This is a genomic window from Streptomyces roseus, assembly GCF_001044425.1.
GTDB lineage: Bacteria > Actinomycetota > Actinomycetes > Streptomycetales > Streptomycetaceae > Streptomyces > Streptomyces roseus.
Genome location: NZ_LFML01000123.1, coordinates 30,176 through 54,690, shown reverse-complemented (window position 1 = coordinate 54,690; position 24,515 = coordinate 30,176). Strand labels below are relative to the sequence as shown.

Here is a 24,515-nt window from a genome sequence, read left to right as displayed (position 1 = left end):
GGACCAGCGGGGCACGTACGATCGCAGCCCGCGGACTTGACCGCCCCGCGGCGGCGAGTTCGCGACTGCGACTTTGAAACCCGTCTTCCCGTCTCGTAGTTGAGGAACCACGTGCGCCTGCCTCTCGACCGACGCCTGTCTCTCAGTGCCGCCCTGCTCGCCGTCGTGGCCGGCGTGGTGCCGGCGACCGCCGCCCAGGCGGCCGCGAGCCCGTTCGCCGCCCCGGCGGCGGCGCCCACCACCGCCGCGCCCGCCCCGGCGCCCGACATGGAGGCCGTGACGCAGGCGTTGAAGAACACCCTCGCGGTCGGGGCTCCCGGCGCGATGGTCCGCATCACCGGCTCCGGTGCGCCGCTGACCAGCGCGGTCGGCGTCCAGGACCGGACGACGGGGGCGGCCATGGATGTGAACGGCCGCTTCCGGATCGGCAGCGTCACCAAGACGTTCTCCAGCGTCGTCCTGCTCCAGCTGGTGGACGAGGGCAAGATCAGCCTGGACGCCCCGGTCAACCAGTACCTGCCCGGCCTGCTTCCGGACGACCGGATCACGGTCCGCCACCTGATGACCCACCGCAGTGGCTTGTCGGACTACACGAACGCCATGTTCGACAAGACCGTGCCCGGCTTCGAGGCCGTCCGGAACAAGGTGTTCACCTACCAGGAGCTGGTCGCCCTCTCGCTGCGCGAGCCGCGCACGACCGAGCCGGGCGTCTCGTACCAGTACTCCAACACCAACTTCGTGGTCGTCGGCATGCTCATCGAGAAGGCCACCGGGCACGGCGTGGCCAAGGAGTACGAGAAGCGCATCATCAAGCCGCTGAAGCTGAAGAACACCTCGTACGTCCACCCCTCGACGGAGATCAAGGGCGCGCACCTGCACGGCTACCTGCACCCGGACGAGGCGGGGGCGCCGCTCGTCGACTCCACCGAACAGACGGTGTCCTGGGCCCAGTCCGCCGGTGCGATGATCTCGAACACGGCGGATCTGAACACCTTCACGTCGGCTCTGCTCGGGGGCAGGCTGCTGAAGCCGCGCACCCTGGACGCCATGCTCACCATGACCCCGACGGACGCCGCGAACAGCCGCTTCTACGGCCTGGGCCTGCGCCGCTACGACCTGTCGTGCGGTACCTCGGTGTACGGGCACACCGGCACGGTGCAGGGCTTCTACACGTACGCCTTCACCACCCGCGACGGCAAGCGCAGCCTGGCGGCGGTGGCGAACACCTCGAACAAGGGCGCGGCGAACACGGCCCTCGGCGGCACGCTCGAAGGCGCGTTCTGCGGGAAGAAGACCCCGGCGGCTGGCCCGGCGGCCGCGCCCTCGCAGCGCGGCTTCGCTCTGCTGCCGGCGCTGACCGCGGCCCCGGCCGAGCAGGACCTGCCGGAGCGCGGCTCGCGCTGACGGGTGCCGGAGGTGCCGCCGGGCCGGACCCCGTGGTCCGGCCCGGCGGCACCTCCCGTTTCAGGCCGTGACCCGGATCTTGGACTGGCCGTGGCCGAGGCGCTCCCAGTCCTCCATGAACCGGGCCTTCAGCCCGTGCCGGGCCGCGAGGTCGACGAGGGTGCGGGTGCGGTAGTAGAAGTCCTCCCGCAGGACCTGGTGTTCGGTGCCCTCGGTCCGGTCGAAGGTGAAGTCGAAGAAGCCGCCCGGGGCCAGGATCCGGCCGACGTGGGCGAAGCACTCCTCGATGATCTCGATCGGCGAGTGGGAGAACACGCTGTGGGCGTGCACGACGTCGAAGTACGCGTCGGGCAGGAAGTCGAGCGTGAGGTCCTGGGTGAGCGTGAGGTGCGGCAGCTTGTCCTGGAGCTGTTGGCGGGCCAGTGTCTGCTTGGCGGATATGAGGATGTCCGGCGAGATGTCGATCCCGTAGTAGTGGCCGGGTTCGAGGTGCTCGATGAACCGCCAGCCGGCGCGCAGGTTGCCGCAGCCGATGTCCAGCATCGTGTGGTGCGGGGCGAGACCGTGCTCCACCAGGTACTCGAACTGCATCTTGCCGAGGGCCAGCCAGCGGTCGTGGGTCTGGCTGCCGACGGCGGCCTCGGGATTGCGGGCGGTGTCGGAGGCCATGACCGCCCGGTAGTAGCCCACGTGGTCGGGGTGCTTGAGCCGGAGCCAGCTGTCGCGGGCGGCGCGGCGGACGTACGGGCCGATGCGCGCGGGGTTGCGCGCCGCGTAGCGGACCTTGTGGGCCAGGGTGGTGCGGTTGGCGATGAGGTTCTTCTTGGTTGCCATGGGAGGTTCCTCGGGAAGAAGCGGTGGGGTGGACCGGGTGGGCGCGCTCAGCCGAGGCGGCGGCCGCGCAGCCGGACGGTGGTCAGCGTGACGAGGGCCAGGGCGAGGAGCAGGTAGACCGTGGTGTCGATCGCCTGGAAGGTCCAGAAGTCGGAGCTGGGGTACACCTTGTGCACCCGGCCCGTGAAGCCGTGCTCGTCCATGCACGCGCGCAGCCGCTCGCCCGAGAACAGGCAGTTCTCCAGGGGGTGCTGGGCCCCGTCGGGCGTGAGGTAGCGGTATCCCGCCGACCAGGCGCTGCCGATGAGCTGCTTGGGCTGCGTTCCGGGGGTGATCCGGTCGACGGGGGTGACGAAGTCCCGGCGGAAGAAGGTCAGTACGGCGGCCACGGCAAGGACGGCGGCGAGGGTCACGCCCATCGCGGGCAGCGTGCGGCGGACCAGCAGGCCGATCGCGGTGCCGGCGGCCAGGGCGAACAGGGCGGCGGCGACCGCCGAGGGGCCGGAGGCGTTGAGGATGTACGGATCGTGCCAGTACACCCCGTCGTACATGTTGGCGATCGGCGCCCACCACCAGGCGAGGAGTCCGGCGACGGCGGTGGAGACGGCGACGGCGCAGAGCGCGGCCAGGCCGAAGCGGGCTGCGAACCAGCCGCGGACGCCGGTGTCCTGGGTGAGGACGACCTTGATGGTGCCGCTCTCCAGCTCGCGGCCGATGAGCGGGGCTCCCCAGAACATGCCGATGGCGGCCGGGAGGGCCAGGCCGATGGCGCCCAGGAGGCGGATGCCGCCGCCGGCCTGCGACATGGCGGCGTAGGTCTGGGGCGGGCATTCGCCGTTCCAGCCCTTGCACTGCGAGAGGTCGTAGCCGCTGATGGCCTCCATCAGGTCGGCGCGCCGCAGGGCGACCCAGACCGTGAGGGCCGCCACGAGGAGGGCTCCGGCGAGGACGAGCAGGCGCTGCTGGCGCCAGGCGAGCCACAGGGTGCCCGTCATGCCGCGGCCTCCGCCCCGTGTGCGGCGCTGCGGGGGCCGGAGCGCAGGTGGGCGAGCAGGAGCTCTTCGAGGGAGGGCGTCGCGGTGATCCAGCGTTCGTCGACGCCCGAGGGCAGGGGGCTGCCCGGTGCGTTGCGCAGGAGCGCGGTCAGCTGGCGGCCGGTGGTGGTGGCGTGGACGACGGCGCCGCGGTCCGCGCCCCGCGGCAGCCCGTCCGGGGTGCCGGGGTCGGCGCGGCCGGTCAGGCGGGTGTGCGCCTCGCGCAGGTCCTGGGCGTCACCGGCGAGCCGGATCCGGCCGTCTCGCAGGAGCAGGACGTGGTCGCAGACGTTCTCCAGCTCGGGCAGGACGTGCGAGGAGATCACGACGGTGATCCCGCGGTCGGCGGCCTCGGCCATCAGCAGCCCCATCACCTCGTGGCGCACCAGCGGGTCGAGGTCGGCGAGCGGCTCGTCCAGCAGGAGCAGGTCGGCCTGTTTCCCGAGGGCCAGGGCCAGTGCGACGCGCGTGCGCTTGCCTCCGGAGAGGGTGCCGATCCGGGACTTCGGCGGGATCCCGCCCTCACCGACGATGCGTTCGGCCTTGGCCTGGTCCCAGTGGCGGGGGCTGAGCCTGCGCCCCACGGAGAGCATCTCGGCGACGGTGAACTGCGGGTAGAGCGGCTTGTCCTGGCTGACGAAGGCCGTTCGGGCGCGGGCGGCCCGGGAGCCGGGAAGGGCTCCGAAGACCCGTATCTCCCCGGTGGTGGGCCGCAGCAGGCCGGTCGCGAGGTGGAACAGCGTGCTCTTGCCGGCTCCGTTGGGGCCGACGAGCGCGGAGATCCGGCCCGCCGGGATTTCGAAATCGCAGTCGTGCAGGGCCTGGTTCCCCCGGAACCGCTGCCCTATCGCGGTTGCCCGGAGCGCCGGTCGGGCGGTCGGGTCGTTCACGTGGTGTCCTCTCGTGACGGTCGTTGCGTGCCGGGCCCCGCCGACCCCGCCGGTCTCGGCGGCCGCGCCGCCGCCTGCGCCAGCGCCGCCTCGACGAGCGCGAGGACGTCCTCGCGCCCCAGCCCGGCGGCGTGCGCGCGGGTCACCCAGTCGACGAGGTCGGCGCGCAGCGGCGAATCGGCGGCGGCTTCGGGGCGGGAGAGCGAGCGGGTGACGAACGTGCCCTGTCCCGGGCGGGGTTCGACGAGCCCCTCGCGCTCCAGCTCCCGGTAGGCCTTCAGCACCGTGTTGGGGTTGATCGCGGTGGCCTCCACCACGGCCCTGGCTGTCGGCAGCCGGTCCCCCGGTTCCAGGACGCCCAGTCGCAGCGCCTGTTTCACCTGGCTGACGAGCTGCAGGTACGTGGCGACACCGCTGTGCCGGTCCACCTGAAACTCGATCATGCGCCTGCCTCATTCCACTAATGTGTTAGTGGAATAGTGCGGCGAGGGATCACGGTCCGTCAAATCGCGGACGGCGGAAGCGGCGAGAACCCGGAGGGCCGCCCCTATCCGGTCAAGTGGTCCGCAGCCGGGGCGGGAGACGGGGCGGGGTGCTCGGACCCGATGTCGGCGGGCGGCCGAGGGCGGCGGTCAGGTCGCGGATGCGGTCGGTGAAGTCCGGGTCGGGCAGCGGGAGTTCGAGGTCGTCATCGACGTAGCTGACCGCGGCCGAGACGTACTCCATGACGGCCCGGACGGTGCCCGTGCCGCGCCCCGCCCCGGCCCCGCCGGGGCGCAGTGCCCGCAGGACGCGCAGGGTGGTGGGCAGGCTCGCGTCGGCGGCGAGATCGCGCTCCGCGCCGTCGAAGACCACCGTGGACGTGTCCGGTCCGTCCGGGGGAGCCGGTCCGTCCGGGGGAGCCGAAGCGTCCGCCGCCCGTGCCGCGGCGGCCGGCGCCGTCTGGCGCCGCCACCAGACGGCCTCGTGGTCCTCCCCGAGCGCGAGGTGGTGGAGGTAGAGGCAGTACGAGGCGATCGAGTCCCCGGCGCCGGCGGCGTACTGCCACCAGAAACGGGCGGAGTCCTCGGCGTCGGTGAGCAGCAGGATGCAGCCCAGCACGCGCGCCCCGGAGGGCTGGGGCAGTTTGTGCGTGAGGAAGTCCCCGAGCGCGGCGACCGCGGTGCCCGTGACGGCCGTCTCGCACAGGGCCCGCAGGTCGCGGGCGGCTCCCCGCATGTCCCTGCGCGGTTCGCCGGACGCCGCCGCGCCGGGCGCCCCGGCGATCGCCCCGCGCCGTGGTGCGCCGCCGGTGTCCGCGATGTCGGCCGGCGCGTGCGAGACGGGGTGGAGGCGGGCGCGGGCCAGCAGCTGGTCAATCGTCGAGGTCACCGGAGACCTCCTCCTCGGTGGTCGTGTCCGGGTACAGGGCGGCGCGCAGATTGCGGGTGGCGTGTCGCGCCGTGGAGCGTACGGAGGCCGGGGAGACGCCCAGTTCGTCCGCCGCCCGGGCCTCCTCCAGGCCGCACAGGTGGAGCAGGACGATGACGTCGCGCTGCACGGGCGGCAGGCCCCCGACGGCCCGGAACAGGGCCATGGACTCCTCGACCTGCCCGACCGGGTCGGGGGCGAAGTCGAGGGCGACCGTGTCGAAGGCGGCCTCGACGAGGGAGGGCCGGCCGTTCTCCTTCGGGGCGCGTTCGAGCACGGTCCGGCGCAGCATCGGCCATGCGAACCGCTCGGGGTTCTCGCTGGCGAGCGCGTCGTGCCACAGCATCAGCAGGAGCGTGAACACGTCGTCGACGGCCTTCTCGACCAGGCCGTCCCGGCGCAGGAACGCCGAGGCGTAGCGGGTGTAGTGCGGCCGGTGCATCTGCTGGAAGGCCCGGAAGTCCAGCGGGGCCGAGGCGTTCGCGGTGCGGTGGCGGGCCCCGCCCTCGTGGAGGCAGTCCTTGATCCACGAGGTGCGCTTGCCGAGGTCCTGAGCCGCGATCACCCAGCTCAGCCGCATCGAGTCGTACGGCAGGCGGGGCCGCCCCAGCGCCAGGAGCACCGTACGGACGAACACCCAGCGCGGGTAGCGTCCTACGGCCCGCAGCAGTTCCGATATGTGCCCCTTGTCGCGGCCGGTGCGTGTCTGGAGCTCGTCCAGGGTCACTCCCCGGCCGTGGATGGCGTCGCGCAGCGGCTCCAGCCAGGCGCGGTGCGCGGGCCCGGTGCCCTCGGTGATGGGGCCCAGCGGCCGGCCGGGCCTGCCGCGCCGGCCCTCGGGAAGGTCCTGGGGTGCCGAGTGGAGGTTCATCCCCGCGGCTCCTCTTCCCGGTCGGGCACCTGGGCGGCGGTCCGCTCGCGGCGGCCCTCGGCCACCCCGGTGCCCGCCTGCACGATCTGCTGCACGCCCAGGGCGACCGACGGGATCAGGGCGGTGACGGCCGCGACGGGCTGTCCCGCCACCACCATCACCACACTGAAGGCGAAGATCGCTAAGAGCGCCACCACGGTGACGATCATCCGGTTGTTCTTCATCGCGCCGTCCTCTGGCTGCTTTTGCGCCTGGTTGGTGTCTGTCCGGGATGCGGCTCATGGCGTTGCCACGCCCCCCTTCAGGAGCCGAAGCAAGCATGGAGTGAACAGAGTTGGACAGGTGCGAAAAGAGCAGAACGGGGAACAATCAGAACCTGGTGTCCGCCCCGCTCGCGTCAGGTTCGAGGGGGATCCTGGCCACCAGCCGGGCACCGGCCGGCGCATCCTCGACCGTGAGGGATCCGCCCAGGCGGGTGGCGATGTCGCGGGCTATGGCAAGGCCGAGGCCGCTGCCCCCCTCGTCGCGGCTGCGGGCGTCGTCGAGACGGGTGAACCGCTCGAAGACCCGCTCCCGGTCCGCCACCGCGATACCCGGCCCGTCGTCGCGGACCTCCAGTACGGCGGCGCGCGCGGGCCCGTCGACGCGCAGGACGAGCCGGACCCGCCGGTCGGCGTGGCGCTGGGCGTTGTCCAGCAGGTTCGTGACGAGCCGCGACAGCCACAGGGTGCTGCCGCGCACGACGGCCTCGGGAGCGATGTCCACGTCGACGGGGATGCGGTCCCGGCGGCGCGAGCGGGCCGCTTCCCCGGCCACCTCCGCCAGGTCGACGGGGGTGTCGGGCGGCGCCTCCCCGGTGTCCAGGCGCGCCAGCAGGAGCAGGTCGGCGGCGAGGTCCTGGAGCCGTACGGTGTCCTCCAGGGCCCCGCTGACCAGTTCGCCCCACAGCGCCGGGTCCGGGTGGGCCTGGGCGACTTCGAGCTGGGTGCGGAGCACGGTGATCGGGCTGCGGAGCTCGTGCGAGGCGTCGGCGATGAACCGGCGTTGGCGGATCCCGGCGGCTTCCAACCGGTCCAGGGTGGCGTTCATGGTGACGGCGAGGCGGGCGATCTCGTCCTGGCTGCGCGGCACCGGCACCCGCCGGTGCAGATCGCGGTCGCTGATCGCGGCGACCTCGGCGCGGATCGCCTCGACGGGCCGCAGTGCCCAGCCGGTCACCCGCCAGGTGACCAGGGCCACGGTGAGCACGAGCAGCGGAACCACGACCGCGAGCACGCCGGTGATGGCGTCGTCGGCGGTGTCGGCCTCCCGCAGGGAGGTCCCGGCGTACACGGTGACGAGGCCGTCCGCGGTGACGGTGGTGACCTGGACCACGCGGTGGCGGCGGTCGCCGCGCGCCGGGCCCTCCTTCCAGGTGTCGCGAACCGTGCCGGGCCGTCCCGGGCGCGCCGGGGAGAGGGCCGGCCGGCCGGCCAGGTTGGGGCTCGCCGCCAGGACGCGGCCCTCGGCGTCGACGACCTGGACGAAGTCGGTGCCGCGCCCGGGGGTCACGACGGTGTCGAACCGGCCCGCCGCCACCAGCCCGGCGGTGGACAGGGCCTGACGTTCGGCGGCGGCCTGGGCGTCCCGCATCAGGTTGCCGTCCAGGATCCCGAGCAGGGCGAAGGACGCCGCGCCGAGCGCCAGTGCCACCACGGCGGAGGCGCCGAGCGTGGCCCGGGCCCGGACCGACCGGGGGCGCAGGCGCCGGGCGAGGCCGCCGGCGGACCTCGGGCGCGGACCCCGTACGAGCTCGCGGATCCGGGCGGCGGCCCGCGCCGCGAGGCGGCCGGGAACACGGGCCGCGGCGGCGACGGCGCGGCGGCCGTCAGCCACCGTCGGCCGCCAGCCGGTAGCCCGCGCCGCGGACGGTCTCCACGGCGGCCCGGCCGAAGGGCGCGTCGATCTTCCGGCGCAGGGCGCTGACATGGACCTCGACCACGTTGAGGTCGCCCTCGTACGCCGCGTCCCAGACGTGCTCCAGTATCTCCCGCTTGGGAACGACCTCCCCGGCCCGCCGGGCCAGGTACACGAGGACCGCGAACTCGCGCGAGGTCAGCCGGGCTTCGGTCCCGGCGCGCGTGCACCGCTGCCCGGCCGGGTCGATCACGAGATCGCCGAACTCCATGATCTGCGGGCTGCGGCGGCCGGTGCGCCGGATGAGAGCGCGCAGCCGGGCGACGAGGACCACGTAGGAGAACGGCTTGGACAGGAAGTCGTCCGCGCCGGTGTCGAGGGCCTCGGCCTCGTCGTACTCGCCGTCCTTGGCCGTGAGCATCAGGATCCCCGACTCGCAGCCGCTCGCGCGCAGCCGTGCGCAGACCCGGTAGCCGTTGAGCCCGGGCAGCATGATGTCGAGCACGATGGCGTCGTAGTCGTGCTCCCCGGCCAGCCACAGGCCCTGCGGGCCGTCGTGGGCCACGTCCACGGTGAAGCCCTCGGCCCGCAGACCCCGCTGGAGGGCGGCGGCGAGCCGCCGTTCGTCCTCGACCACCAGTACGCGCATGGGGACAGGTTCTCAGGTCGCGTCCTGCGCTTGCTGAAGAGGTCTTCAGCCGGCTTCAGCGGGGCTTCAGCATCGGGCGCGCACCATCTGCCCAGCCGGGCAGCGTGCCCGCAGAACACGAGGAGCATGTCGATGACTCAGTCCAGTCCCCAGCCCGCCGAGCCGCCCGCCGAGCCGGGCGGGGCCAAGACCGCGGCCGGGGCGGGCGGCGGCGCGGCGGACCGCCGCGGCCGGCTGGTCCGCCTCGCCCGTCAAGGGCGTACGAGATGGGTGGCCCTCGGGGCGGTCGTCGTGATCGGCGGCGCCGCGGCCGCGGCGGCGGTGGCCGAGCACGACCACGACCACGTGCGGGGCGGTTTCGCCGCCAAGGTCCGCGCGCACGGCCCCGGCGAGGGGCCGATGGGGGGCCGGCCGGGCCCGATGATGCGCAAGGGCGACGGGCCGGAGGTCGTCGACGGCGACCGCGCGTTCCCGGACGAGCGCGGGGCGGCGGGCCGTGGACCGGCGGGCCGCGGTCCGGGCGGCGGCTGGGCGGGCGGCTCCGGCAAGGGCGCCCCGGCGCCGCTGCCCGCGCTGTCGGCGGCCCAGGCCGTGGAGAAGGCAACCGCCGCCGTGGAGGGCGGCAAGCTGGAATCGCTTCGGCCCGTTGCCCAGCAGGGCGGCGGCAGTGCCTGGCTGGCCGTCATCCTCGGTACGGACGGGGTCCGGCACGCCGTGACGCTGGCCGGCGCGGACGGCGCGATCACGGGCAACACCGCCGTCGGGTCCGGGCCGGCCGGTACCCGCTGACCGGGCGTCCCGGCCGACCGGGTCCAGGAGGGCGAGGTCCCCGGCGGACAGGCCGCGGCCACACCGGGGGTGAGGTGGCCCGGGTTCACCCGGTCCGGGGATGGCCGGGACGTGCGGCCCGCGGTGCAGGGTCCGCGCCGGGCGGATCCCGGCGGCGCCCACCCCACGGGCGCGGGCCATGGCGAGCACCTGCGGGTGCCCGGCGCCGCCCGCGCCCGCTTCGCGTCCCGAGCCGGCGATAGAGCGGCACGGCACGCAGCCCGGCCCGGTTCGGCCCGGTTCGGCCAGGTCGCGGGCCTGACCGATTCCGGCCATCCGGCCCGTCGGCTGATCGAGGAGCACAAGGTCGGCCAGCGCCGTCGCCTCACGGCCATGTGCGGGCGGGCGGGTGCGCAGGCGCCCGACGACGTCTCCGCGGAGATCACCTTCCTCCTGGAGGGCGCCCAGGTCAGCGCGCAGAACCGCAGCGTCGACCGCGCGGGCGACAGGCTCGTGGCGAGGGTGACGGCCGCCCCGGACCGGGGGACGGCGGCGCGGAAGAGGAGCCGATGAGTCCTGATGGGCGCCCTTCAGGACATCTCGGCATCCGCTGGAGCGGCTAGAACGGCTTGGTCGGGAGGTACTTGCCGTCCAGGGTGATCACGGCGCGCTCCCCGCCCTCGGGGTCGGCGACCTTCTTGACGTCCAGCCTGAAGTTGATGGCGCTGATGATGCCGTCGCCCAGCTGCTCGTGGACCAGGGCCTTGAGGGTGGTGCCGTACACCTGGAGCATCTCGTGGAAGCGGTAGATGGTCGGGTCGGTCGGGATGCCGCCCGGGATCGAACCGCGGGTCGGGATGGTCTGCAGGAGCCGCGCCGCGTCGGCGTCGAGACCGAGGAGTTCGGCGACGGCCTCGGCGGAGGCGGCGGGCAGCGGGTGCTGGCCGAGTACCGCGGCGGTGACGAAGGCGACGGACAGGCCGGCCGCGTCGGCGATCTGCTGCCAGGAGAGGTCCTTGCGGATCTTGGCGTCGACGGCGGCGACGGCCAGGGCCTGGCGGGCGGAGGGGTCGAACTGGGCGTGGATCACGGTGGTTCCTTTCGGGGGGGATGGCGTGGTGCGAGGGGGTGGTGCGGCGTCAGGCCGCGAGGGCGGCGGGTTCGATCCGCTCGACCGCGCCGGTGGGGATGTCGTAGACCCAGCCGTGCAGGGTGAGCGTCCCTGCGGCCAGGGCGCGGGCCACCGCGGGGTGGGTGGCGAGGTTCGCGAGCTGCGCGGCGACGTTGTCCCTGATCAGGGGCCCCGGCTCGCACCGCGCCGCTTCGGCCGGGGGCGCGTGGCGCAGCCAGCGGGCGACGGCGGGCAGTTCCGCGAGGTCCTGTCCGGCGGCCAGCGCGGTCATGGCGCCGCAGGCGGAGTGCCCGCAGACCACGATGTCGGCGACGCCGAGGACGGCGACCGCGTACTCGATGCTGGCGGCGACGCCGTCACCGGCGCCCGCCGCGCCCGTGTGGGCCGGTACCAGGTTGCCGGCGGTCCGGATCACGAACAGCTCGCCGGGTTCCCGCTGGGTGATGAGTTCCGGGACGACGCGGGCGTCGGAGCAGCCGATGAAGAGCGTCCGCGGCCGGTGGGTGGTCGCCAGGCGGGCGAAGAGCTCCGCCTTCGCCGGGAAGACGTCCTGCTGGAACTGTGAGAGGCCCTCGGTGAGGTCGTGCACGGTCACTCCCTTCGGTGGGTCGGCCCGGGTCGGGCTGACGAGATCCACCATGCATGACCTGTGCCTATAGCGTCCAAGACGTACAAAACATGATCGCTATTGGTGCGATCTATGCTTGTTCTCATGCCCCTGGAACTGCGCCATCTCCGCTACCTGCTGGCCGTGGCCGAACACGGCAGCTTCACCCGCGCCGCCGAGGAACTCCACGTCTCGCAGCCCACGCTGTCCCAGCAGATCAAACAGCTGGAGCGGACCGTGGGCGTCCAGTTGCTGGACCGCACGGGGCGGGCGGTGCGCCTGACCGACGCCGGCGCGACCTTCGTCCCGTACGCGCGACGCGCGCTCCAGGACCTGGCCGCCGCCGAGCGGGCCGTGCTCGACGTCGCCGACCTGTCGCGCGGCACCCTGCGCCTGGCGATGACGCCGACCTTCACCGCGTACCTGCTGGGCCCGCTCGTCGCGCGGTTCCACGCCCGGCACCCCGGCATCACCCTCGACATCAGGGAGATGACGCAAGGTCAGCTGGAGTCGGGGCTGCTGGCCGACACCGTCGACCTCGGGATCGCCTTCCCGGGAGCGCACCTGCCCGGCATCGCCGCCACCGACCTGTTCACCGAGACCCTCGGCCTGGTCGTGGGCCCCGACCACCCGCACGCCGGCCGCACCGAGCCGCTGCCGGTGGCCGAACTCCCCTCCTGCCCGCTCGCCCTGCTCAGCGGGGACTTCGCCACGCGGGCGCACATCGACGCCTGGTTCCGCCTGCACCGCGTCGCGCCGCGGATCGCGGTCGAGGCCAACTCCATCAGCGCCCTGACCGAGATCGTCCGCCGCACCGGGCTGGCCACGGTGCTCCCCGACGCCCTCACCCGCGGCGACGCCCCGCTGCACCCCGTCCCGCTCGCCCCCGCCCTCCCCGCGCGGACCGTGGTCCTGCTGCGCCGCGAGAGCGCGTACGAGAGCGCCGCCGTCCGCGCCTTCACCTCGCTCGCCCGGCACTGGGGGCACCCCTGAGCCGGCCGGTCAGCCCGTGAACACCGCCGACGCCAGGGCCGCGTACGCGCACGGCTGCCGTTCCTCGACGACCGGGGCCGCGCCGCCCGCGGGCACCAGGCTCCGGGCCTCGTCCTCGGTGGCGTGGCTCAGCAGCCAGGCACGGGACCAGGCCGGGTCCGCGCAGCGGTCGGCCTGCCGGATGCGGGCCTGCGCGGCGGCGTACGCGGCGCGGGGCACCCGGCGGGCGATGACCGGGAGGACGTACTGCTCCTCGGCTTCGATGTGGGCGGCCAGCAGGTCCCGCTGGACGGCGAGCAGTCCGGCCAAGCTCCCCGCATGACGGCCGGGATCGGCGGCGAACCGGGCGGCGGCCGCGTCGCACTCGGCCTGGAGCACGTCGAGCGCCTCGTGGTCGGCGACGAAGCCGACGATGCCGGCGGCCGCCTCGGCGGCGTCGGGCACGGCGTCCAGGACGACCGGCCACAGGATCCGGTCCTCCCGCTGGTGACCGCGCACGGCCTCGTTGAAGCGCTGCACGTACCCGGCGATGGCCCCGGCCCGCGCGGGCGCGGCCGGTTCGGCGGCCGCCGCCAGGGCGGCGAGCAGCCCGGCCAGGCGCCCGATGTCGGCCAGGATCGCGCGATGGGCGACCCGGACGCCGGTGAGATGGGCGGCCACCGGGCCGCATGGCCTCGCGGGGGCGGCGTGTTCGCTGTCCATACGGAGACTGTGCGCGCCCCGCGTCAGCGTCTGGTCAACGTTCGATGAACGCCGTCCGTCCACTGCGCCATGGGCTCGGAATGCGCCCGCCCCCATCCGGCCGCTGCTGCGCCCCCGCAGGCGGGCCGCGGGCTCCTTTTTCCGACACTGCCGGACATACGGCGCGATGGGGATGCGCGGGCCCCGCCGGGGTGCCAGGCTGGTCGGCATGATCTTCATCGCCGTCAGGTTCGACGTCCGTCCGGAGCACAGCGACAACTGGCTCACGCTCGTCGACGAGTTCACCCGGGCCACCCGCAACGAGCCCGGGAACCTCTTCTACGACTGGTCGCGCAGCGTGGACGATCCCACCAAGTACACCCTCCTGGAGGCCTTCACCGACGCCGAGGCGGGCGCCGCGCACGTCGCCTCCGACCACTTCAAGGCCGGGATGGAGACCCTGGCCGGCGCCATCGCCAGTACCCCGGAGATCATCAACGTCGAGGTGCCCGGCCAGGGCTGGAGCGCCATGGCCGAGCTGTCCCCCCGCGACTGATCCGACGGGCCGGCGGCCCCGCCCCTACGAGGACAGCCCCAGCAGGCGGGCCGCCGTCTCGCGCATCTCGACCTTGCGGACCTTGCCGGTCACCGTCATCGGGAACTCCTCCACGACGTGCACGTACCGGGGGATCTTGAAGTGGGCCAGCCGTCCCTCGCAGTAGGCGCGGACGGCCGCCGCGGTCAGCGGCGGCGCGCCCTCGCGCATCCGCACCCACGCCATCAGCTCCTCCCCGTACTTGGTGTCGGGGACGCCGATGACCTGCACGTCCAGGACGTCCGGATGTCCGTGCAGGAACTCCTCGATCTCGCGCGGGTACACGTTCTCCCCGCCCCGGATCACCATGTCCTTGATGCGGCCGGTGATGCTCAGGTAGCCGTGCTCGTCCATCACCGCCAGATCGCCGGTGTGCATCCAGCGCGCGGCGTCGACGGCCTCGGCCGTGCGCTCCGGCTCGCCCCAGTAGCCGAGCATCACCGAGTAGCCGCGGGTGCAGAGCTCCCCCGGCTCCCCGCGCCGTACGGTCCGCCCCGACTGAGGGTCGACCACCTTGACCTCCAGGTGCGGTCCGACGCGGCCCACCGTGGAGACCCGGCGCTCGACCGAGTCGTCGGCGCGGGTCTGCGTGGACACCGGCGAGGTCTCCGTCATCCCGTAGCAGATGGACACCTCGCGCATGCCCATCCGGTCGATGACCTCCTTCATGACCTCGACCGGGCAGGGCGAGCCCGCCATGATCCCCGTACGCAGACTGGACAGGTCGTACGCGTCGAAGCCGGGCGCGGCGAGCTCGGCGATGAACATGGTGGGCACCCCGTACAGGGAGGTGCAGGACTCCGCCTCGACCGCGGCGAGGGTGGCCAGCGGGTCGAAGGCCTGCGCCGGGATGACCATCGCCGCGCCGTGGCTGGTGCAGGCGAGGTTGCCCATCACCATGCCGAAGCAGTGGTAGAAGGGCACCGGGATGCAGACCCGGTCCCGCTCGGTGTAATGGCACAACTCCCCGACGAAGAAGCCGTTGTTGAGGATGTTGTGGTGCGAGAGGGTGGCTCCCTTCGGGAAGCCGGTGGTCCCCGAGGTGTACTGGATGTTCACCGGGTCGTCCGGGCTCAGCTCGGCCGACGCCCGTACGAGGTCGGCCGGATCGCCGCGGCGGCCCCGCTCCAGTAGGTCGGACCACTGCGGCCCTTCCAGCAGGACGGTGAACTCCAGGTCCGGGCAGCGCGGTGCCACCTCCTCGATCATCCCGGCGTAGTCGGAGGACTTGAAGCGCTCTGCCGCGACGAGCAGCCGGATCCCGGCCTGGCGCAGCACGTACTCCACCTCGTGCGAGCGGTACGCCGGGTTGACGGTGACGAGGATGGCTCCGATCTTGGCGGTGGCGTACTGCACCAGCGTCCACTCGGCGCGGTTCGGGGCCCAGATCCCGACCCGGTCCCCCTTGGCGATGCCCAGGTCCATCAGGCCGAGCGCGAGGGCGTCGACGTCGGCGGCGAACTCCGCGTACGTCCAGCGGCGCCCGGCGGCGAGGTCGACGAGGGCGTCGCGGCCGGGGAAGCGGCGGACGGTGCGGTCCAGGTTCTCGCCGATCGTGTCGCCCAGCAGCGGTACTTCGAAGACCCCGGACGCGTAACTCGACGCTGTGCTCGACGCGGCAGACACAGGTACCTCCTGGACTCGGTGGCGGGGCGGGGCCCGGCGGGCCGGCGCCCCCCTCATGATCCTCTTCGTCCGGGGCCCCGGCCACCCTTGCGGCGCCGTCGACCCGAAGGGTGTGCGGCGCCGGACCGTCCGGCTGCGCCCCCAGGGCGTCCGCTAGCGGATGCAGCCGACGATCCTGACGGAGATCTCCGCGCTGCCGGTGAGGCCGGCCGCCGGATCGGTCGCGGTGAACGCCAGCTTGTACGTCCCGTCGGGGAGCAGCGGGACCAGGAAGCGGCCCGACGCGCCCGCGCCCAGGGTCACCGGCCCGTTCGGCCCGGTGATCCGCCAGCTCGTGTACTGCGGGTCGGTGAGGGGCCGGTCGTCCGGGCGGGTCCGGGCCGACCCGGCGAACGACTCCTCGCAGCCGCGCCGCAGTTGGCCGCCGCTCGACGGCTGCTGGATGCTCACCGACGGGGCCTGCGGCTGCTGCCGGGTCGGCGGCCTGCTCTGCGACGGGGTGCCCGGCCGGCTCGGGCCGCCCTTGGTCGGGGCTCCGGGGCTGTCGGGGCCGCCGGGCGCGGGAGTCGTACCGGGCGGGGCGGACGGGCCGGTCGTCGGCGAGGCGCCGGGCGTCGGGGCCGAGGAGGAGGGCGAAGGCGACGCGGGACCCGTACCGTCCGTCGCGCCGGGCCCCGGATCGAGGGCGTGCGGCAGCTCCGGCCGGGCGACGGAAGCCGGGGTGGGGGCCTTGGGCGCCTCGGTGGGCTTGGCGTCGATCTTCGCGCAGACCGCGCTGGCGACCAGCGACTGGCCGTCCGGCACGGGTGCGACGCGCAGGGCCTGGTCGTCCGGGCCGCGCCCGTGGGTGTCGAAGTACCCGTTGCCGGTAAGCGTCTCGCGGTCACTGTGCTCGATCCAGACCGAGTCGAAGTAGTCGAGGCCGGCCTTCTGCTGGTTCCTGCCGGTGACGTGCCAGGCCTTCACCTCGGCCCCCGAGGGCTCACCGGCCGCCGCCGGGGCATCGGTCGGCGCGTACAGCCACCCGTCGCCGAAGAAGCGCGTCGGGGCCTCCGCGGCGCCCTGCTCGTTCTCGGCGGGGAACTGGAAGCCGCCGCCGACCACCAGCTTCCCCTTCGGGCAGGCCACGGCCGCGCCCGCCGTGCCGCCCGCGGCGACCGTCACCTTCGCGGTGGCCACGGACACGTCCTTCAGCCGGACGCAGATCGGACGCAGCGACACCGCGTAGTTCGCCTCCGGCGGTTGCGGGTCCTCGATCCGGGTCTGGCGCACGATGTTCTCGGAGGAGTGCAGCGGGAAGACGCCGGAGCTGAGCCGGGTCCCCGGGTTGAGCGCGGCATACGGCACGGCCTTGGCGTCGCCGGCGAACACCGACTTCGTGGTCAGGCTGTCGAGCGGGACCGGTGCGACGCCCCGGCCCGTCAGCGTACGGCCCGCCCGGAACTCGGTGCCCAGCGAGGTGAAGTCCCCGGGGCAGGAGGGCGATGCGGAGGCGTGGCGGGCCGTCTCCGCGAACGGCCCCGCGGTCGTGAGGTCGTGAATGAGCGCGCCGCCGGTGGCCGTCACCTTGTTGGCCCGGTCGTGGAACGCGTGCGCCTGCTCGGACCAGCCGACGCCGCCGAGGAACTCGGGTTTCGCATTCACGCACAGCGCGTACGAGGTGAGCGTGGCGGGCGCGGGGTCCGGGTTGTACGCGGCCGCCAGCCAGGCGTCGCCCGCGAAGAGGCTGCTCGTGGCGAAGCCCGTACCGGTGATGGCGTACCCGCCCCCGAGCGCCTTCTCGTGGCTCCGGCAGGCGGCGACCGCGGACTGCTCACCTCCCGCAGCGACCGACACGGAGACGCTGCGCTGCACGACCGCCGGCCGGGGGCCGTGCCCGAGCGCCCACACCCCGGCCCCCACCGCGCCGGAGACCACCACGGCGCCCGCGACGGCCACGGCGGCCGTCTTGGCGGTGACCGCGCTCCCCAGTCTCGCCCAGACTCCAGACCCCATTGGCGATTCCCCTCCCCCGGCCCCGCACGGCCCTTGCCTCGCCGCGACGGCGGGGCGTGGGCAATGTAGCGCTGCGTGCGATACACGTCACAGAGGCTTGAAGTATCGGTTCTGCCATGGACTCGCCGCCTTCGGGCAAAGCCCCGCCGGAGGGTACGGGTCCGGGGTGGCACTGGTGCCACCCCGGATGCGGAAGGCAGGGATATCGAGGGCGCGGGGGCCCGCGCGCGAGGATCGGAGGGACCGACCGGATCCCAGGGGGAGTTCGAAGATGCACGTGTTCAACAAGCCGGGTCGCCGACTGGCGGCCGCGGCCTGCGGGCTGCTCGCCGCGGTCGCCCTGACCACCGTCCCCGCGAGCGCCGCGAGCCCCGCGAGCGCCGGCCACGCGAGCCACGCGAACCACGCGAGCCCCGCGGCAACAAGCGGCTCCGCACCCCCGGTTCCCGCCCGCTACCGACGGCAGCAGCTCGACTGGCACCCCTGCGCGGCCGGTGCGCCGGAGCTGGAGTGCGCTTCGATGTCCGTACCGCGGGACTGGTACCACCCCAGTTCCGGGCCGGACCTGACGATCGCGGTCTCCCGCCGCCGCGCGTCGGATCCGGCGAAGCGGCGGGGCGTGCTCATGATGGCGGCCGGCGGCCCCGGCGCCTCGGGGCTCCCCCGGCCGGCCGGGCTCGCCGCGTACAGTCCGAAGCTGGCGGCCGCGTACGACATCGTCTCCTTCGACCAGCGCGGTGTGGGCGCGAGTACGAAGGTCGTCTGCTCGGATCAGGACACGGTCGACGCCATGTTCGGCGGCGGCGACCTGCGCGACCGCTCGGCCGCCGCCGTCCGCCGGACCTGGGAGGGCGCGCGGGAGTTCGTACGGGACTGCCGGCGCGCGTCGGGCGGGCTGCTGCCGTACATCACCACCGATCAGGCCGTGCACGACATGGACCTGTACCGGGAGCTGCTCGGCGCGGCGCAGATCTCGTACTACGGGCCCTCGTACGCCACCTTCCTCGGGGCGTACTACGCGACCGAGTTCCCCCGCCGCGTGGAGCGGGTCGTCCTCGACAGCAACATCGACTTCACCGGGGACTGGCAGTCCTTCCTGACCGGGCAGCCGATGAGCTTCCAGCGCCGCTTCGAGCAGGACTTCCTGCCGTGGCTCGCGGCCCACGACGCCACGTACCACCAGGGGCGCACACCGCAGGAGGCGCAGGCCTCCTACGAACGGCTGCGGGCCGCCCTGCACGACCGGCCGCTGGACGTCGAGGGGACCGTCATCACGCCCGACCACCTCGACGCGGCCGCGACGAACGCCCTGTACGACGCGGACCGGTTCGGTGACCTCGCCTCGCTGCTGGGCTTCCTGGCCCGTCCCGAGCAGGCGCCGGAGCAGACGCGCAAGGCCGTCGCGGACCGGCTCCGGCACGTCATCAGCGCGGATTTCGTCGCCGACTTCTTCTCGGTCACCTGCGGGGACACCCCGTGGAACCGCGACGGCCGGTACTGGGTCGAGCGGAGCGCGGAGGCGACGCGCGCCCATCCGCTGGCCGGGGCACGGGAGTTGACGTACGCGTCGGTCTGCGCGAACTGGCCGCGCTCCGAGGCCCCCCGCATAGAGGTCACCGGCGAAGGCTTGCCGCCGGTGCTGATGCTGAACTCGAAGAACGACCCGGCGACCTATTACGAGGCCGCCGTACGCGCCCACCGGGGGCTGGCCGGGTCGCGGCTGGTCACCGTGGAGGGCGGCGACCACGGCCAGTTCCAGAACGGCAACGCGTGCGTCGACGCGTACGTCGAGGGCTACCTGCTGGACGGCGCCCTGCCGGCCGCGGACACCGGGTGCCCGGCGCCGGGGCGGTGACCCGGCCGGGCCCCCGGCGGCGCCGTCACTCCTCGACGGCACCGCCCATCCGGCGCAGGTGCCGGCGGAAGGTGTACGAGGGGTCGGCCTCGCGCAGCACCAGATAGTCGGCGAAGGCCGTCTGGCTGCGCAGCGATTCGCCCGCGCGGATCCGGCGGGCCTGTTCGCGCTCGGTCTCCCGGATGCCGAGCGCCGTGTCCAGCACCTCCTCGACCCGGTCGGCGGGCACGAACAGCACCCCGTCGGCGTCGCCGAAGACGAAGTCCGAGCCGCCGACGAGGTGCGGGCCGAACCGGGCGGTGACCAGGGCCTCGGGCTCGCGGTCGTCGAGCCGTACCGGGCCGGGCGGGTGGCTTCCGTAGCTGAAGACGGGCAGCCCGATCTCGGCCAGCTCGGGCGTGTCGCGGTGCAGCCCCCACACGACGAGGCCGCTGACTCCGGCGCTCTCGGCTTCGAGGGCGGCGAGGTCGCCGACACAGGCCTCGTCCGTGCGGCCGCCGTTGTCGATGACCAGGACGTCACCGGGCTCGGCGGATCCGTACGCCTCCAGGAACACGTCGACGCTGCCGTAGTGGCGCACCGGCAGCGCGCGGCCCGCGACCCGGTGGCCGGGCAGCACCGCGCGGATGCCGGCCGGTGCCACGCGCACCGGCACTCCGGTGCGCAGGCAGGCGTCGGCCACGAGCGGCGTGGACAGGTCGGTGAAGGCCTTCAGCATGCCGTCTCCCCTTCTTCTCCGAACGGACGGCTTGGGTCAGCCACCGCCCCCCATGGTGCCTGCCCGCTCGCCCGGGCGCGGGAGTTCGGGGCGGGAAGTCACGGGATGTCGGCGTCCGCCGTGACCGGCGGGGCGCGCAGGGCGTGGCAGCGGTAGGTGCGGGTCCAGGAGAGCCGGTCCCTGTTCCGGGGTGATGCCTGCGGGGTCCGCGCGGGCCTCGCGGGCGGGGTCGGTGCGCGCCGGAGGTCATTCGGCGCCGATGCGGCCGCCGAGCCATTCCAGGGCGGGCGCGATCTCCCGGCGCCACGTGTTGAAGCCGTGTCCGCCGCTGTCGAGCGTGATCGACGAGACGCGCGCCGGCTTCTTCACCTTCGCGATGAACTTCTGCGTGTCCTTGTAGTTCTGCTCGCCCTGCTTCGAGCTCGTCACCAGGAAGGAGGACTTGCCCTGCGGCAGGTTGTCCAGGCTCCACAGCAGGTCCGATCGTTTCTCCTCGGTGTTGTTCCCGTGGAAGAGATCACCGGAGTACTGGTCGAGCTCGGGCTTGTAGTCCGCCGACAGGCCCACCCCGGCCGCGTAGTGCTCCGGGTGCTCCAACGCCATCTTCAGCGCGCAGTAGCCCCCGGTGGAGTCCCCCATGATGGCCCAGTTGGAGGGCGAGGTTCCGACGCGGTAGGCGCCGGAGACCGCCTTGGGCAGGTCCGTACCGAAGAAGGTCTCGCTGAGCGGGCCGCCCGGTACGTCGACGCACTGGGTGTTGCGGGTCGGTATCACCGAGGGCTGCATCATGACCAGGACCATCGGCGGCATCTTCTTCTGCTTGGCGAGCCTCCACGCCGTCCTCGGGTAGTCCAGCCCCTTGAGCAGGTTCTCGGCCATGCCCGGGAAGCCCGTGAGCACCACGGCGGCGGGGAACCTCGTGTGCTCCTTCCCGGGCTGGAAGTACTCGGGCGGCAGGTACACGTACGCCTGGACGACGGCCTTGGAACCCTCGCCCCGCACCGTGATCCTCTCGATCGCACCGCCGATGCGGGGTGTCGCCCCGCCGGGCACGTCCGTCGGCTGCCGGCCGAGTACGCGAACCGCCGCGCCTCCGGCGGCGTCCTGGCCCGTGGAGGGCATCGACCCGTGGGTCCCGGTGAGGTCCGCCCACGATCCGTAGAGCAGGAAGGTCCGGTTGGCGATGAGGCCGACGGAGGCGAGCACCAGTACCTGGAGCGTCAGGACGACGCCGACCCGGCCGAGCACCGGCCGCCCGCCGGGGCGGCCGAGGCGCGGCCAGAACCACACGGCGGCGGCGAACGCCAGCGCCGTGCCGAGGAGGACGAGGATCAGGAGCGTGCTGCTGGTGAGACTCACGGATCAGGGAAACTCTCTGCGCTGGCCGGGTCGGCACGGACCTGCGGCCCGTCGGCGCGCCGTCTGTGCGGGCGCACAGGGCTAGACCGCAACGGGGCCCGATCCGTTCCACGTGATGCAAACGAGAAGAGGAAGCCGCAGACATGCTCGCGTCCCTTTTACGCCATCCCGGCCTGCGCCGGCGGGTGCCGGTCACCCCGGGCGCCTCGCGCTGTTCCGGCTCGGCCAGAACCTGCCGCTACCGGGCGCGGCCACGGCGGCGTTGGCCGCAACCGCGCGGGCGGTCCCCCGCGATGACCAGGTGTACGGCCTCGTCGTCGCGCAGGCTGTCCCCCGCGACGACCGGCCGTACGGCCTCGTCGACATGATCACCGGAGGGGACCGGCACAACGGCCGGTCCTCTCCCTGGGCGTTCTGCCGGTCTTCGGCGCTCAGTTGCTCGCCGCGCTCCTGACCCCGATGGCGCCCCGGACGGAGGCGCTGCGCGAGGCGGGCCGGGCGGGTCTCGCCGCCCTCGCCCAGGGGACGCGGTGGCTGACCGTGGACCTCGGGGCAGTTGTGGAGTCTTCACGAAGCCCGGAGCGGCCGCTTCCGCGCTCCCGATCGGGGTCAACACGGCGGGGGGGGCGTCCCCGGCATCCGTCCGGGCGGGCCGACCGCCCGGTACATCGGATACGTACGCACCCGCCCGGCCTTCTCCGGCGCACTGTTCACGGGGCCGGCCGCCCTGGTGCCCATGCTCGCGCCGGCGCTGCAGGGGATCGGGGAGGGGTTCACCTTCGGCGTCACGGGCCTGCTCGTCCTGGCCGCCGTGGGGACGACCGCGGCCGGGCGCGTACTCGCCTCCGTCCAGGGCGAACTCCAGCCAATTTATTGACATGGGCCTGACATTTCAAGGTCCCTGTGGGACGTTCCTGGCGTGTCTCGAAAGCTCTCTCCCCCGGCCGTTTCGGACACCGCCCCCGACGGGCCGGGCGCACGCCGGCGAGGCCCCCCAAGGCCCCGCACCACACCCCCACGAGGACGTGGCGAAGAGGAGCGACAGCATGAAGATCTCGACATGGCCGGGCGCGGCCGTCCTGGCAGCAGCGGTGGTCGTCGCCGGAGCGACGTCGGCGACCGCCCTCGGCCCCACCGCGGACCAACAGCTCGACGGCGTCATCGTCGTCGCCGGCAACACCTGTACCTGGACCAACGCACGCACCGGCGCCAACCCCCCGAGCGCGCTGACCGTCGACCGTGCCACCATCAACACCCCCGGCGGCAACCTCGCCTGCGGCGGCGGCATCACCGCCTCCCTCAACAACAACCCCGCGTTCACCTTCGACGACGCCGCCGGCCTCGCGAAGACGGACGCCATCGACATCACGGGCAAGATGAGCTTCGTCTCCTGCCGCTACAAGGCCACGAACATCACGTGGAACCGTGACGGCGCCACCCGCAAGTACGTCAACCAGGCCTTCACCGCGACCAAGACCTCGGGCAGCTTCCTGTGCCCGGGCTCGGTCACGACGGCGGCCGGTGACGCCTCGATGCTCTTCCACTGAGCCGTATCCACACCTCCGCACGCACCGTGTGCCGCAGCCCTGCCCGGGATGCGGCACACCCGCGGGCTACGGGTCGCAGCGATCAGGGCCTGATGTCCAGCGTGCGGCACTCAGCAATGCCGCAGCGCCTGAGCAGCTCGGGCACGCGATGCCGATCGGGCGCAGGCCGCGCTCGCGCCACTGCCCGGTGAGTCGCTCGGCGGCCTCGGGCAGCGCCATGCCCAACCCATCGCTGACGGCGTTCAGCCCGAAGGCGGCGTCCGGCGTGGAAACGGGCAGCGCGCCGGGGAACGGCGTCTCCAGCAGGGAGCGGCTGCCGGGGGCGACGGCCTCCGGGTGGTACATGATCCCGTCGCCGTCGAGCACGGCGAGCGCCGTGTCGAGGTGGTTGTGGCGCGGGTCAACCAACTCCAGGCCGATGACGGGCCGACCGAAAACCATCCGCGCCTCCTGGTGGCCGCGCTCGTCGCTGCGAAAGCCGTGTCCGGCCAGGGCGGAGCCCCCGGTGGCCAGGAAGTCGCCCTCGCCCTCGTTGACCTACTGCACGTCGTGCAGCTCGGTGAAGCCGTTCACGCGGAAGTAGTCCATGTATGCGGAACCCTCGGCGACGCGCTCGGCGTTGCGGAAGCGGGCGCCGAGGACGCGGCCTCCGACGACGGTGGCCCCGTTGGCCGCGTACACCATGTCGGGCAGGCCGGGCACCGGTTCGATCAGCTCGACGGTGTGCCCGAGCTCGCGGTACAGATCGCGCAGCCGCTCCCACTGGAGGACGGCGAGTCCGGCGTCGACCGGCTTGCGCGGGTCCATCCAGGGGTTGATCGCGTAGACCACCTCGAAGTGGGAGGGGCCACACATCAGGTACCGGCGCGGACGCTGTTCGCGCGGCCGGGCGGAGGGCGTCGAGGCAGAGGTCATGGTCTCTCCCGGGCGGGCCCGGTGGGACCAGGCCAGGCGAACAGGACGCCGCACTCGGCGGGGTCGCCGACCTCCCCGACGGCTCATCCAGCACAGCCATCGTCCGCGGGCGTTGCCGTCAGACCGTGGAAGAGGCCCACCGAGACACAATTTGCTGGGCCTCTTCAGGTCGATCGGCTCACCTCAAAGGAGAAAATTGATTTATTGCGATTCCACAGAGAAAGTGACGATAGGACCGTCCTCGGAAGCCACGATTCGGACGTCGAAACTACGACCAGGGAATTCTGCACGAAGTGCACTTTTCCAAGATTTCGCGATGCATGCCGCAAGGAACTCCATCGCCCCCTTGTCGTCAAACGCATCCCCGGATTCGACGATCTGCCAAACCCTCAATTGATTGAGCGTCGCCTCGATCTTTCGCGCATCGCCGGAGAGGCTATCGCACCAAAGGTTGAAATTCGTCTCCTCATAGGCGCGATCCCACAACACGCAGTTTCCCACTTCGACAAAGCGAGGCCACAAGATGCGAGAAAACGCCACGAGAACGCCAAGGTCCCCGTTGCGCTTCACATAGTCGACATAGTCGACGCGCCCGCCCCACTCATCCACCCACGCCTTGATTCTCGAGTACTCCATTGGATCGTTCAGCACAATAAATCCCCTCTGGCACGTAGAAAAACCAGCCCTGCGCCACAGCAATGTCTCGGGTGCCCGCCGAGGAAACGACAGGCACCCG

The 24,515-nt window shown here is 73.1% G+C and carries 25 protein-coding genes and 1 pseudogene; 8 read left to right on the top strand and 18 right to left on the bottom strand.

The annotated features are described in order from the left end of the window. Window positions 1–117 precede the first annotated feature (117 nt). Window positions 118–1,404 (top strand): serine hydrolase domain-containing protein, encoded by a 1,287-nt coding sequence (locus tag ACS04_RS27495; RefSeq protein WP_107438716.1) that lies wholly within the window; start codon window positions 118–120, stop codon window positions 1,402–1,404. A gap of 60 nt (window positions 1,405–1,464) precedes the next feature. On the opposite strand, the gene ACS04_RS27490 is transcribed toward ACS04_RS27495, so the two are convergent. From ACS04_RS27490 to ACS04_RS27450, 9 genes are all read right to left on the bottom strand, one after another. Further along, window positions 1,465–2,238: a class I SAM-dependent methyltransferase gene (locus tag ACS04_RS27490; protein WP_048479479.1), complete on the bottom strand. Its 774-nt coding sequence runs from the start codon at window positions 2,236–2,238 to the stop codon at window positions 1,465–1,467. A 47-nt stretch (window positions 2,239–2,285) separates the two neighbouring features. Continuing rightward, window positions 2,286–3,233, bottom strand: a complete 948-nt coding sequence (locus ACS04_RS27485; RefSeq protein ID WP_048479478.1) for an ABC transporter permease subunit — start codon at window positions 3,231–3,233, stop codon at window positions 2,286–2,288. Further along, window positions 3,230–4,162, bottom strand: a complete 933-nt coding sequence (locus ACS04_RS27480; protein WP_048479477.1) for an ABC transporter ATP-binding protein — start codon at window positions 4,160–4,162, stop codon at window positions 3,230–3,232. The genes ACS04_RS27485 and ACS04_RS27480 overlap by 4 nt, the downstream gene beginning before the upstream one ends. Then, the gene (locus tag ACS04_RS27475) at window positions 4,159–4,605 is read right to left on the bottom strand and encodes a GntR family transcriptional regulator (protein WP_078865388.1); all 447 of its coding nucleotides are present in this window, start codon (window positions 4,603–4,605) and stop codon (window positions 4,159–4,161) included. Before ACS04_RS27475 ends, ACS04_RS27480 begins: the two co-directional genes overlap by 4 nt. 112 nt (window positions 4,606–4,717) lie before the next feature. Continuing rightward, window positions 4,718–5,533: a hypothetical protein gene (locus ACS04_RS27470; RefSeq protein ID WP_048479476.1), complete on the bottom strand. Its 816-nt coding sequence runs from the start codon at window positions 5,531–5,533 to the stop codon at window positions 4,718–4,720. Next, the gene (locus tag ACS04_RS27465) at window positions 5,517–6,443 is read right to left on the bottom strand and encodes a sigma-70 family RNA polymerase sigma factor (RefSeq protein ID WP_048479475.1); all 927 of its coding nucleotides are present in this window, start codon (window positions 6,441–6,443) and stop codon (window positions 5,517–5,519) included. The genes ACS04_RS27470 and ACS04_RS27465 overlap by 17 nt, the downstream gene beginning before the upstream one ends. After that, window positions 6,440–6,667, bottom strand: a complete 228-nt coding sequence (locus ACS04_RS27460) for a hypothetical protein (protein WP_048479474.1) — start codon at window positions 6,665–6,667, stop codon at window positions 6,440–6,442. Before ACS04_RS27460 ends, ACS04_RS27465 begins: the two co-directional genes overlap by 4 nt. Window positions 6,668–6,812: 145 nt before the next feature. Beyond that, the gene (locus ACS04_RS27455; RefSeq protein WP_048479503.1) at window positions 6,813–8,186 is read right to left on the bottom strand and encodes a sensor histidine kinase; all 1,374 of its coding nucleotides are present in this window, start codon (window positions 8,184–8,186) and stop codon (window positions 6,813–6,815) included. Between the two features lie 124 nt (window positions 8,187–8,310). Next, on the bottom strand, window positions 8,311–8,988 hold the full coding sequence (locus tag ACS04_RS27450; protein ID WP_048479473.1) for a response regulator transcription factor: 678 nt from the start codon (window positions 8,986–8,988) through the stop codon (window positions 8,311–8,313). Window positions 8,989–9,120: 132 nt separating this feature from the next. Between ACS04_RS27450 and ACS04_RS27445 the strand changes: the two genes are divergently transcribed. After that, complete coding sequence (locus ACS04_RS27445) at window positions 9,121–9,777, top strand: hypothetical protein (RefSeq protein ID WP_048479472.1); 657 nt, start codon at window positions 9,121–9,123, stop codon at window positions 9,775–9,777. 111 nt (window positions 9,778–9,888) lie between these two features. Next, complete coding sequence (locus tag ACS04_RS39005; protein WP_209441790.1) at window positions 9,889–10,329, top strand: hypothetical protein; 441 nt, start codon at window positions 9,889–9,891, stop codon at window positions 10,327–10,329. A 46-nt stretch (window positions 10,330–10,375) separates the two neighbouring features. Here the strand turns inward: ACS04_RS39005 and cynS are convergent, their stop codons facing one another. Together cynS and ACS04_RS27430 are read right to left on the bottom strand one after the other, a co-directional pair. Next, entirely contained in the window at window positions 10,376–10,846 is a 471-nt protein-coding gene (cynS, locus tag ACS04_RS27435; protein ID WP_063839316.1) for a cyanase, read from the bottom strand. A gap of 49 nt (window positions 10,847–10,895) precedes the next feature. Beyond that, a complete protein-coding gene (locus ACS04_RS27430; RefSeq protein WP_048479500.1) occupies window positions 10,896–11,477 on the bottom strand; it encodes a carbonic anhydrase in 582 nt (193 codons plus the stop codon). Between the two features lie 123 nt (window positions 11,478–11,600). Between ACS04_RS27430 and cynR the strand changes: the two genes are divergently transcribed. Beyond that, window positions 11,601–12,488 (top strand): transcriptional regulator CynR, encoded by an 888-nt coding sequence (gene cynR / locus ACS04_RS27425; RefSeq protein WP_048479471.1) that lies wholly within the window; start codon window positions 11,601–11,603, stop codon window positions 12,486–12,488. 9 nt (window positions 12,489–12,497) lie between these two features. Here the strand turns inward: cynR and ACS04_RS27420 are convergent, their stop codons facing one another. Further along, window positions 12,498–13,190: a hemerythrin domain-containing protein gene (locus ACS04_RS27420; RefSeq protein ID WP_158977550.1), complete on the bottom strand. Its 693-nt coding sequence runs from the start codon at window positions 13,188–13,190 to the stop codon at window positions 12,498–12,500. Between the two features lie 208 nt (window positions 13,191–13,398). On the opposite strand from ACS04_RS27420, the gene ACS04_RS27415 reads away from it, so the two are divergent. After that, window positions 13,399–13,725: a putative quinol monooxygenase gene (locus ACS04_RS27415; protein WP_048479499.1), complete on the top strand. Its 327-nt coding sequence runs from the start codon at window positions 13,399–13,401 to the stop codon at window positions 13,723–13,725. Between the two features lie 24 nt (window positions 13,726–13,749). Here the strand turns inward: ACS04_RS27415 and ACS04_RS27410 are convergent, their stop codons facing one another. Together ACS04_RS27410 and ACS04_RS27405 are read right to left on the bottom strand one after the other, a co-directional pair. After that, complete coding sequence (locus ACS04_RS27410; protein ID WP_245236561.1) at window positions 13,750–15,447, bottom strand: AMP-binding protein; 1,698 nt, start codon at window positions 15,445–15,447, stop codon at window positions 13,750–13,752. A gap of 96 nt (window positions 15,448–15,543) precedes the next feature. Beyond that, window positions 15,544–17,385 (bottom strand): hypothetical protein, encoded by a 1,842-nt coding sequence (locus ACS04_RS27405; protein ID WP_048479468.1) that lies wholly within the window; start codon window positions 17,383–17,385, stop codon window positions 15,544–15,546. A 271-nt stretch (window positions 17,386–17,656) separates the two neighbouring features. Between ACS04_RS27405 and ACS04_RS27400 the strand changes: the two genes are divergently transcribed. Continuing rightward, window positions 17,657–19,240 carry an alpha/beta hydrolase gene (locus ACS04_RS27400; RefSeq protein WP_078865382.1) on the top strand — a complete coding sequence of 528 codons (1,584 nt, stop codon included), beginning with the start codon at window positions 17,657–17,659 and terminating at the stop codon, window positions 19,238–19,240. Window positions 19,241–19,265: 25 nt separating this feature from the next. On the opposite strand, the gene ACS04_RS27395 is transcribed toward ACS04_RS27400, so the two are convergent. Further along, the gene (locus ACS04_RS27395; protein WP_048479467.1) at window positions 19,266–19,958 is read right to left on the bottom strand and encodes an RraA family protein; all 693 of its coding nucleotides are present in this window, start codon (window positions 19,956–19,958) and stop codon (window positions 19,266–19,268) included. 246 nt (window positions 19,959–20,204) lie between these two features. Then, window positions 20,205–21,317 carry an alpha/beta hydrolase gene (locus ACS04_RS27390; RefSeq protein ID WP_048479466.1) on the bottom strand — a complete coding sequence of 371 codons (1,113 nt, stop codon included), beginning with the start codon at window positions 21,315–21,317 and terminating at the stop codon, window positions 20,205–20,207. Window positions 21,318–21,873: 556 nt separating this feature from the next. Here ACS04_RS27390 and ACS04_RS27385 point away from each other — a divergent pair. After that, complete coding sequence (locus ACS04_RS27385) at window positions 21,874–22,194, top strand: hypothetical protein (protein WP_048479465.1); 321 nt, start codon at window positions 21,874–21,876, stop codon at window positions 22,192–22,194. Window positions 22,195–22,363: 169 nt separating this feature from the next. Further along, window positions 22,364–22,864, top strand: a complete 501-nt coding sequence (locus ACS04_RS27380; RefSeq protein WP_048479464.1) for a hypothetical protein — start codon at window positions 22,364–22,366, stop codon at window positions 22,862–22,864. A gap of 82 nt (window positions 22,865–22,946) precedes the next feature. Here the strand turns inward: ACS04_RS27380 and ddaH are convergent. Together ddaH and ACS04_RS27370 are read right to left on the bottom strand one after the other, a co-directional pair. Further along, a pseudogene (ddaH, locus tag ACS04_RS27375) lies at window positions 22,947–23,779 on the bottom strand (dimethylargininase). 201 nt (window positions 23,780–23,980) lie between these two features. After that, window positions 23,981–24,430 carry a hypothetical protein gene (locus ACS04_RS27370; RefSeq protein ID WP_158977546.1) on the bottom strand — a complete coding sequence of 150 codons (450 nt, stop codon included), beginning with the start codon at window positions 24,428–24,430 and terminating at the stop codon, window positions 23,981–23,983. Window positions 24,431–24,515: the final 85 nt, after the last annotated feature.